This window comes from Chryseobacterium sp. BGARF1 (genome assembly GCF_001677955.1).
Lineage (GTDB): Bacteria > Bacteroidota > Bacteroidia > Flavobacteriales > Weeksellaceae > Chryseobacterium.
Genome location: NZ_LELA01000139.1, coordinates 1 through 10,828, shown reverse-complemented (window position 1 = coordinate 10,828; position 10,828 = coordinate 1). Strand labels below are relative to the sequence as shown.

General features: G+C 33.0%; 9 protein-coding genes. 7 read left to right on the top strand and 2 right to left on the bottom strand.

Annotation, left to right across the window (positions count from 1 at the left end):
- Positions 1 to 415 precede the first annotated feature (415 nt).
- From AB671_RS20565 to AB671_RS20535, 7 genes are all read left to right on the top strand, one after another.
- The gene (locus tag AB671_RS20565; RefSeq protein WP_066679453.1) at positions 416 to 949 is read left to right on the top strand and encodes a hypothetical protein; all 534 of its coding nucleotides are present in this window, start codon (positions 416 to 418) and stop codon (positions 947 to 949) included.
- A 132-nt stretch (positions 950 to 1,081) separates the two neighbouring features.
- Positions 1,082 to 2,071: a hypothetical protein gene (locus tag AB671_RS20560; RefSeq protein ID WP_228391047.1), complete on the top strand. Its 990-nt coding sequence runs from the start codon at positions 1,082 to 1,084 to the stop codon at positions 2,069 to 2,071.
- A gap of 29 nt (positions 2,072 to 2,100) precedes the next feature.
- Positions 2,101 to 2,568 (top strand): DUF4280 domain-containing protein, encoded by a 468-nt coding sequence (locus tag AB671_RS20555; RefSeq protein WP_066679451.1) that lies wholly within the window; start codon positions 2,101 to 2,103, stop codon positions 2,566 to 2,568.
- Positions 2,565 to 5,429, top strand: coding sequence for a hypothetical protein (locus AB671_RS20550; protein WP_066679450.1), 2,865 nt, complete (start codon positions 2,565 to 2,567; stop codon positions 5,427 to 5,429). The genes AB671_RS20555 and AB671_RS20550 overlap by 4 nt, the downstream gene beginning before the upstream one ends.
- Positions 5,430 to 5,435: 6 nt before the next feature.
- Positions 5,436 to 6,416, top strand: coding sequence for a hypothetical protein (locus AB671_RS20545; RefSeq protein ID WP_066679449.1), 981 nt, complete (start codon positions 5,436 to 5,438; stop codon positions 6,414 to 6,416).
- Between the two features lie 3 nt (positions 6,417 to 6,419).
- The gene (locus AB671_RS20540) at positions 6,420 to 7,052 is read left to right on the top strand and encodes a hypothetical protein (protein WP_066679448.1); all 633 of its coding nucleotides are present in this window, start codon (positions 6,420 to 6,422) and stop codon (positions 7,050 to 7,052) included.
- A 74-nt stretch (positions 7,053 to 7,126) separates the two neighbouring features.
- Positions 7,127 to 8,710: a Na+/H+ antiporter gene (locus tag AB671_RS20535; protein WP_066679447.1), complete on the top strand. Its 1,584-nt coding sequence runs from the start codon at positions 7,127 to 7,129 to the stop codon at positions 8,708 to 8,710.
- A gap of 75 nt (positions 8,711 to 8,785) precedes the next feature.
- Here AB671_RS20535 and AB671_RS20530 read toward each other — a convergent pair whose 3' ends face one another.
- Entirely contained in the window at positions 8,786 to 9,232 is a 447-nt protein-coding gene (locus AB671_RS20530) for a hypothetical protein (RefSeq protein ID WP_066679446.1), read from the bottom strand.
- 87 nt (positions 9,233 to 9,319) lie between these two features.
- Positions 9,320 to 10,741, bottom strand: coding sequence for a D-xylose transporter XylE (gene xylE / locus AB671_RS20525; RefSeq protein ID WP_082987378.1), 1,422 nt, complete (start codon positions 10,739 to 10,741; stop codon positions 9,320 to 9,322).
- Positions 10,742 to 10,828 lie beyond the last annotated feature (87 nt).

The window sequence follows — 10,828 nt, the reverse complement described above, 5'->3', positions numbered from 1 at the left end:
ATTTCAACAAAATTTTAACAACGACAACAAGAAATTATTAACCAAAAGCTCTACTTTTGAGTGTACTTAAGATGGGTGAGATTACAAAGTCGTTATAAATGTTGGTCTCATTGGAGCAATTATTCCTGCAATAATATTTTCTCTAATATATTATCTATCGAAAATCATATTAAATAAGTTATTACTCACTTTTCTAATCTTTATATTGTTTATTTTTTTACTATTTTCAGTCTACGGGCTTACCGTAAATATGGTATTCTATCATATAGATGATTCTAAATCTTTTTTACAATCATTATTAGAAGCATTTTAACCGCAAAGTGTATTAATCAATTAAAAAAAATATGAAAAAATATCATCATCCATTGTTATATTTCTTCTCTTGATCAATGCTAATTTATATTCTCAAAAAAATGTGAAAGGTAATTATACATCTCTGATACAAGAAGAAGTGGGGGATTTGAATAATGATAAACGCAATGACAGGATTATGGTGGAAATGGATATAGAGGATGAGACGCAGCCATCGAGGTTACAAATATTCCTCTCCCAACCCAATAAGAAACTTCAACTGGTCGTTTCTTCTACGAAACTTATTGAGGGGCAATATCCTATCCGTAAAAATGGAAAATATAGTGGGAATAATGTTCCGGATTTTTTTATTGAAGAAGGAGTCTTGCGAATGCTGACAGACATTGATAACCGAAAAAGCAGTTATGAATTTAGACTGAATAAAAATAATTTTGAACTAATTAAGATATCAAGAGTAATATGGGATGGAAAAGAGACTACATCCCATACAGAAATAGACTTAATAAAAGGAACTAAAGGTGAATATGACATAGATTTTGGCCCAAACAAAAAGAATATAAAAAATACTAAATTGAAACCGATCAAGACCTTGCCTAAAATACAGGATTTAAGTTTTTCTGATTTAGAAAAGTATTAAAAAACTTTTTGATGATCGTTGATAAAAGAAACTGAAAGTATTCCCAACCTATTATAAAATTATATTCTGTGATGAATTTAAAAAAAATATCTGCTGATAAAAACTAATAAATATAAATGATAACGAAAATTGGTGGAAACAATTGAAATGAAAGACTCGGTGATAAATGAATATAAGAAGGTTAAAGTAGAAGGGATCTTAAACCTTAAAGAATTTTCCGCAGAATATGAAATGACTACGGAAGAGTTTTTGAATTTTCATAATAAACACTGTAGCTTTCAGGAGTTATTGACGTTATCTCTGCCTAAATATGTGGAATACGTTTATATTCCTGCTGATAAGTTTGAGACCAGAGACCAGAAATTACTGAAAAGTACAACATTAGATTTTCTTGTTGTTTCCAGTGAGAAAACTTACGGGGTCGTTATTAAATTCTTACCTAAAAATCTTCAGATCCACTACAGAATAAAGATAAAAAGAACTCCATTTCATTTGGAGCTGACCAAGGAAAAAACTTACGTAAACAATCAGGAAATTGATAAAGTTATAGAACAGTTATTTGAAAAAGCAGAACAGATTTTATATCCGTTAAAGATGTCGGTAAAGAAAGATGGCGGACTTGAAAATATCATCAACCATGAACAAATAGCCAACCGCTGGAAAACAGATTGTCTTCCAAAAATGAAAGATTATTATCAGTCTGAAATTACAGATCAGATTTTGACGCAAATGGATAAGGCGTATTCAAATCTTAATTTGAAGAAAGAGATGTTTGAAAGAAATATTTTTTATAAATTTTTCTTTTTGCCTGTTTACGGGAGCTATCCGCAATTTTCAAAAAAAGATTTTCTACAGGTTTATTTTTCGGGTTTATCACGAGAAATTGGATATGAAACCGAATTGGTATTGAATAGAGAATATACAAAAGGAAATAAAATAGCATTAAAAATAACAGGAAATGATGAAGAAGATCTGTTCAATAAAAGCAGAACAAAAGGGGAAGTAAATGTTCTGTATAAATTGAATAAAGAAACCGGAGAAATATTTTCAATAACTGGCTATATTTCAACATTTGAGAAAAATACCGAATATAAAATTGATTTCCAGTTATACGAACAGTAAATCTGAGAAATAAAGAAATACAAAATACTATGAGTGAAAAACATCTAGTTTGTCATGGAGCGACCTGCCAATGCAAGTTTGGTACAACTCCTGATAAACTTACCGTAAAAACACAAAGCAAACGTTACATCAATGAGAATGGACGCAAAAAGCTTATGGCTACTCATGTAGATATTGGACCTACCTTCGAGAAAAACACGTTCGGATTCTGCAAAAAAATGAATAACAATCCTTGTCAGGTGATTGTTACTCAATGGAGTGGTTTTTATGAAAAAATTATGTTGGAGGATAATCAGGGCAAAGCATTGTTAGAGGACAGCAAGGCAACTTGTCCTATAGGAGGTCCGGATTGTATTGAGATTATTAATCACGGACAGACTGCTGAAGCATCTGCACAAAATATGAAGAATGCGGATAAGGAAGTTTTGGTTGAAATGATACCTTTTGTTGATTTCCTTGATGAAGAAAGTCAAATTCATTTAAATGTACTGTCATGAATAATCCAAAAATAAAAATTTATCCTCAAATAACAGATAAATATGATGTAGGAACCGGGTACATTCTTGTTGAACCAACAAAAGACGGGAAATCTTCCATAAAAGCAGAAATTGAAAATTGGGACAAACTGGAAGCAGAAGAACAAAAAAATTTAGCCTGGGTCTGGAGCATTTGTAATAATAAACCAAATTTTCAGGAAAATGCATACAATCCAGATTTAGGGATAGGAAAAGGTAAAGAACATAGCTTGAGCTTCACAAAAATCTATTGGGGAGGCATAGGATGGCTTGAACCTTATATTCATGGTAAGTCTAAACCCACGAATAGCACTAAAAATGGAGTATTTGTACAAATTAAAACGACCCCAAAAGTTCTTGGATATGAATGGAGAGAATATGATGCTGGTAATGACGGGGCAGTCATTAATAGAGAGGTAAAATATGGAGAAACAATTCAGCTTCATATTTATACCGATGGATTATTCGGTGAAGATATAGAAATACAGCTTTTTGATGATAAAAATAAAGCTGAAGACCTACCTATGCATGAGAAAGAAGATGGAAAATGGAAAAAAGAAGAGGAACGTCTGGAACTTGAGAAAATTGATAAAAATAAACTTCCCAATTCATTTTCCAGAATATTAAGAGAAGTAGGTGTATTTGTTTCTAAAAATAAACCAGCTTTTCAAACAATTAATACTGAACTAAAAAATGGTATTAATTACCAGAAGTGTGTAGCTAATATTTATGTAGATCCTGTATGGAGTTTCTATGCTAATTCTGAAAATAATAAATTTAAAGAAAATTCAATTAAGCTAAAAGCATCCATATTTTTTTCTAACAAAGAACTGTTATGTAATAAGAACAGTATTACATTATTAGGGCTTAGTAATGAAGTGTCGTTTCTTAAACCAGAAGGAAATAAAGTAGCCATTGTAGGAGAGGTTCAGACAAATTATGCCAATTTTTTACCTTGTGGTTATTCAGAAATACATGGTAAGTACAAAAAAAACGAAGAAGAGGTAAATATACAGGTATTCCCTTTGAAAGATAACCCAAGCCCAACTCAATTAGTTTTCCCTATTGTTGCAGGAGTAGATAAAATGAGAAAAGAACTAACTGTTGAATTGAAAGATGTTCGCTCCAATGACTGTTTGCATGAAGGAAAATTAAGACACACAGGAAAAGTAATAGATATATCAAAAATAGAATCATTACTGATACCTGATAATACAACAAGAAAAAGGCAATGGAGACTTGCGCAAAGTTCTGAAATATTTAGCGGCGGGGAAGCACAAACAAAAAAAGAAGAAGATAAAAGTAAGCTGACACAGGCAATTACTTTAATTGATGGAGGTAAAAAATTAAAGATGCAGTCGGGGTTTAAAATATTAGAAAATTATTATCCTTTCGAGTATCAATCTCCTACAGATGAATTGCTTAAATTAAAATTAGGTTATGATTATACCTGGGGTAATACAGTTAGTCCGCTTAGTGGTTTAATAAGAACAATTTGGCCTAATAGTGGAATTGCGGTTCAGAAATACCCTGTTGGTTTAAATACATGTGCATTTCGTACACCGTTATATATTGCTGTTTATCCGGATACAAAATGGACACTTCAAATTGCTTATAATTATGATGGTAAAGAATTCAATGAACTAAGAGAAGAATATCACGAAACCTGGAAGTTAAAAGAGCTTGAGGCAGATGAACGGATCAATCAGCTAAAAGAACAGCAACAAGGTAATATATCCGGCAGTAAAAAGAAAAAAAACAAACGGAAGATCCAGCAAGCTTCTCAAGAAAGAAGCAGGGCACGAAAAAATAACTCTGTTCGAAGTCAGGCAAAAAATCTTATGCAAAAAGCACATGGAACACTTGATGCTGAGTATAATTTGATTTGTGAGTTCGACAGACCTTATGCTGCATTAAATTTCAGTTCAGAATTTGTTAAAGCAAAAGAATTTCTTCATAAAATTGTAAGCTTAAAAGAGCTTATTGAAAAAATTGTAAAAGGTAATAATACAGAAACTACAAGAAGCTCTCCGACAGGTAATGCAACTATTACAAATCGTAAAGCTAAGTTGCAGGAACTGATGAACAAGAGAGGAGGAGAAAAGAAAAGCAATTGGAGCTTTGAGCTTACTCCTCCGAAAGTTGGTCTTTCTGTAAGCTGGTGTGCAGAAGCTGCGGCAGATTTAAAAAGCCCAGAAATGGGAACTTTAATTGAAGGTGCAATTGATTTAAATCCTCTTTTTGGAATCGAAGCAAAATATGATCTGTATCAATTATTATATAAGATCAAACATCCTGTTGTTCTTGCTGTTGTTGCTATCTTAGATGTTTTAGACGAAGCATTGGGAGATAATTTTGATATTAATCTAGATTTAATTATTAACAGTGAAATTTTTGGATCTTTAAAAGGAAGTATCAATACAGCTTCTGGTAGTAACTTTACCAACAGACTAATGAAAGATGATGATGGAAGCCCATGCAAGTTTGGAGGAAAAGTTTCAATCGCCATTAAAGGATATTTACAGGCTAATGGAAGTATGAAAGTTTTTGTTTTCTGGAAATCTAAGGCTTATCTGGAAGCAAGCGTAGAAGTGAAAAGCGGAATAGCCTTAGAGTTTGTTACAAAAGCAGATACCCACAGTATTTATGTGGAACCTGAAGTAAAATTTGAAGGATTATTGCTAGAAGCAAATGTTAGTTTAGGATTTGTTGCAGACGATGCAGGAACAGACAATATCAGTGAACTGAAAGAAAAAGATGGAATACACTATACTGCGGATGGAAAAATAGTAGTATTAGACCCTTATACATGGAAGACAGGTTGGAAATTACCTATAATATAAAAAATAATGACAAAGTTTATATTCACATTATTATTGACAGCAAGCCTCATAAGCTGTGCACAGGAATCAAAAGATAAAACAATGACAACACAACAACGAATAGAATATTTTTCCGGCAAAGTTCAAAAATTTGAAAAAGAGCCACTTTATCAACTCGATATTCAGTCTGTTTATAATTTCAGAGTCTTGGTAAACGGAACCCCTGTATATTCTAATTTTGATAAAATACCGGGAGCAGCAAAAGTTAATATCAATTCTTCTATTTTAAAGAGCGGGAAACAAAGTATTGAAATTGAATTGTATCCGGGATATGACAATAACGGAGTACAGAAACCGTATCTTGGAAATGGTGAAAATTTTGTACTAAAAGTCGAAAAAACAGGATGGAATAAAGATGGGTCATTGCAGACTCCGGAAGAGGTTGTTGAGTTTAAAAATGACGATCAGGGGATTGACTACTCAAAATTAGCGGAATACAAGACAAAGGTTAGCTTTAATGCCTCAGTTCCTTATGATCTTACAGGATGGGAGAATGGAGAAGACCTTTCTAAATTAAACCAAAAAGAATTAGAAACAAAGGTTGTCAATTTTTATAAAAATATGGCTTCAGCTTTTAAAGAAAAAAATTATGATTATCTGAATACGCTATTTTTAAATGCTGATAATGAATGGTATCAGGCAGAATATTTTCCAAAAGATGTCATTGTAAAGTTTCAGTCAACTAAGGGCAGAAAAGCTAAATCTGTTTCTACAACTCGTGCAGAATCTGATACTTATTCACAAAATATTTACCCAATCGAAAATTATGTAATGAAATTTTATGGTAATAACAGAATGGTAAGGCTAGAACCTAAAGAAGGCTTTGATCGTGGAGAATCTTTACTGGGATATGAAGATATTGATAAATCTGGGATGAATAGAAAGACATTTATAGATATGTTATTATATATTCCAAAAGGAACGCAAAGCTTGCAAATCATCAGATAATACATGTTTAATAAAAATAAGAAGCTGGAAAGCGACCTCAAAAAAGTTAGAGAACAATATCAGGGAAATAAAAAAAAAGCAATGCGTTTAACAAAATCTGCACTAATGCAGATGGTTGTCAATTTGTTATGGGCTGGTTTTAATATGTATATGTTCCTGGAAAACAAGAATGAAGAAAAATCTTCATTCTTTAACTTTTGGGTAATGTTTTTTTTACTTTTAATGAATATTCCTTTATTTATCTATAAGGAAAATGAAAAGGAAAGTAAAAACAGGTTTGTAGCTATTTATTTTTTTTGCGCATTATTAGTATTTACTCTGTTTCCATTCTTTATATCATATAATCTTGCTATGGCATTTACTCTAGCTTCATGGCTTCCCAATTATATCTATTCCTATTCAATAAAAGATAAAAAAGTAATAGATAATTTGAAGGGAAATACGGTCAGTTTTATATTTTTTTGGGTATCACTCTTGGTAATTACTATCATAATCAGTATTTCAGGACATACTTTTGGAATTGAATCATTTCCTAAGGGATACAATTATGGACATTTGATTAATGTAGTGTACAATTTATTTTTTATACTATCGATTTATTACTCAAATCGATATAGAAGCATTTCTGTTGAATAATAAAAGTGAGTATTGACTAGATTTATGAAGCTAAAAAAAATGCTATTTTTACATCTTAAAACACAAATAATATCATGCACAGTCTTTTACCTTTTCTGTTAGCAATGGTTGCGGTCATCGTTGTTTTAAACATGTTTGCTGCCAAACTCAAAATTGCTTACCCTATTTTATTGGTTGTTGGAGGTTTGATTATCAGTTTCATTCCTGGTTTGCCTGTGATAAAAATTGATCCGGATCTTATCTTTTTTATATTTCTTCCACCGTTATTATGTGACGCAGCCTGGAATATTTCCTTTAAAGAAATGATGAAATGGTGGCGTATTATCGGGAGTTTCGCTTTTCTGGTCGTATTTTTTACTGCTTTATCCGTGGCTTTAATTACTAACTATTTTATACCGGGATTTACAATTGCATTAGGGTTTTTACTTGGCGGGATCGTTTCTCCACCAGATGCGGTGAGTACAGGAGCGATTACTAAATTTGTCAAAATTCCAAAATCTACTTCTACCATTCTTGAAGGCGAAAGTTTGTTGAATGATGCCTCATCATTGATTATTTTTCGATTCGCTTTGGTGGCGGTTGGAACGGGTCAGTTCATTTGGATGGATGCTACGATGAGTTTCTTTTGGATGGTCATTGGCGGTGTTGGTATTGGTTTGCTTTTGGGATGGCTTTTTGTAAAGGCACACAAACTTCTTCCAACTGATGCGCCTTCTGATATTGCATTGACGATCATTGAACCTTATTTGATGTATTGGATTGCAGAGCAGTTTCACAGTTCAGGAGTATTGGCGGTTGTCGCAGGTGGACTTTTTATGTCGGCAAGGCGATTGAAATTCTTAAACAGCACGAGCAGGATCCATGCTTACAGTGTTTGGGAAAGTCTGATATTTATTTTGAATGGTGTAGTTTTCCTCATCATTGGATTAGAACTTCCGGAAATTGTAGATGGACTTAAGGAAGATCAAATTCCGTTGGAAACAGCTATCGGTTACGGTATTTTAGTAACCGGAATTTTGATTGCTGCAAGAATGATTAGCTCTTATGCTGCATTAATTTCTACGATGATTTTTCGTCCAAGTGTACAACCTCATGCATCTTCAAGAACACGCCGTTGGATGATGCCACTTTTATTAGGCTGGACAGGAATGCGGGGCGTGGTTTCGTTGGCTGCAGCATTGGCAATTCCGGTGACTTTAGATAATGGTGAAGCTTTTCCGCATAGAAATTTAATTCTCTTTATTACGTTTGTCGTGATTTTACTTACCCTTTTAGTTCAGGGGCTTACGCTTCCTTATTTTATCAAACGGACTCGGTTTTTTGATGATGTTTTCAAAGAAGAATCTGAAGAATTAACGAAACAAAAATTAAAAAAAGACCTGAAACAACATGTTTATCATTTTCTTAAAACGAAATATGAAAATGAATTGAAAGACCATGCAGGTTTAGAGATTTTCCTAAGACATTGGGAAGAACGTGCAAAAGCCGCCGACGACAGTTGGATGAATGAGAAAACAAAACTTATCTTTATAGAAATGCTCGAAACCCAGCGTGAATATCTTTCAGAACTTAATAAAGATCCGAAAATTAATGAAGAAATAATTCGTCAGCAATTATTCCAAATCGATCTTGAAGAAGAACGGTTAAGGATGATTTAAAAGTAATAATTGATATTAAATATCTAATCAAATTTATTGTAAAACCTATTCGTAAATTTTCAAGACTAAAAATTATTACGGAACAATATCATATTTTGTCTCATCATTATTTCCGAAGATATCTTGTTGAATTTTTTTAGCCAGAAGAAATGTTTCCTCAATTGAAGTGTTGGTTTTTATTTTCAAATAGGGAACACCTTCATTTGCTATTTCTTCAACCTTAAAATTGTTTGTAAATGCAAAAGATTTTAATTTGTGATAAAATGGAACTTGAGATTCGGTAACAGCTTCGTATTCGATGTTTAGATCATTTTCGGTTTTTGCAAAATAAATACAATCATCACCTTTAGAGTATATTCCAATAAAATCAAACTCAGTTTTATTTTCTAAAAATAATTTTAACTCCTTTGGAAGTTGGTGTATTTGAATTTGTTTTGCAACAAACTCATTTTTAATTTTTTCAATATTTTGATTTGCTTTAATAATTTTTAAATTATTAATAATGGATTTAAAAATATTCATAAACTCGTTTGATTGCTCAAAGTTAAAAAAAAGAGCATCGAAAAAACTCGATGCCCACACAAATTAATTATAAAACTGAAGTATATTTTACTTTTCCCAAATCTTTTCGATTTCCTCAAGAGATTTACCTTTGGTCTCAGGAACCCATTTCCAGACAAAGATCAATGATAAAACACTCATTACACCATAAAATCCGTAGGTAAATGCTCCACTAAATTCCATCATGAAAGGATAGGTTGATGATATTAAATAATTCGCTGCCCATTGTGCTGCAACGGCAATCGCAATCGCACTTCCTCTGATTTTATTGGGGAAAATTTCTGAAATTAAAACCCAACAAATCGGTCCCCAAGACATCATAAATGAAGCGGTGTAAACGATAATAAACACCAAAGTGGCAATCCCGATAATCTGATAATAAGATAAGATAGCAATTGCAAACATTCCAATCGCCATCCCAACTGAACCTACGATCAATAATGGTTTTCTTCCCCATTTATCTACCGTGAAGATTGCAATAACCGTAAACACAACATTAATCAATCCCATCACAACGGTTTGCAACATCGAAGAATCTTTGTGAACACCCATACTTTCGAAAATTCTGGGTGCGTAATACAAAGCCACATTAATTCCTACAAATTGTTGGAAAACAGAAAGCAAAATTCCAATCACGATTACGGTTTTTCCAAAGGCGAAAATTTCACTTTTATGCTCAACGACGGTGCTTTTTATTTCAGAGAAAATTTCTTTTCCACGGGCTTCTCCGTTGATTTTGGTTAAAATTTTCAGCGCTTCTGCATCTTTATTAATAAAAGTCAGATAACGCGGAGTTTCAGGAACGAAAAACAGTAAAATTCCAAATAGAGCAGAAGGAATTGTCAGTGATAAAAACATATATCGCCATCCAATTTCGTTAATCCATTCTACCGTTTGTCCGTTTGCGATTCCCCAGTTCACAAAATAAACCACCAACATCCCAAAAATAATGGCAAACTGATTTAAGGAAACTAATTTTCCGCGTATTTCAGCAGGTGCAATCTCACCAATGTACATCGGACAAACTGCTGAAGCGAGCCCTACACCAATCCCACCAATGATTCTGTAAAAATTAAAAGCCAACAAAACACCCATCGAATGTTCGCCGTGTTTGAAGAATAAAAATTCAGGATAGGCCGCTCCCAAAGCACTGATGAAAAACAAAAATGCAGAAAGCATCAATGATTTTTTTCTTCCCAGTTTCGTGGAGATCATCCCGGAAATTGCACCACCGATGATACATCCGATCAATGCGCTCGAAATGGTTGCTCCGTGCGCCAATGAACTCAATCCCAAAGGAATGATCAGATATTCCTGGATCGATTTTTCGGCTCCGGAAATTACTGCGGTGTCGTATCCAAACAAAAGTCCTCCCAAAGTGGCGACCAATGTGAGTACGGTAACGTACAGCATATTGATCTGCGCCTTTGTTCCTGAAGAATAGTTAGGACCAGAATCTATTATTTGCATAATTTGATTTAGTTTTAATTGTTATTATTTTTGGTTTTACGCAAAGGCGCAAAGAAATTTTACAAGCATTATGTTTTTAAGGCGCAA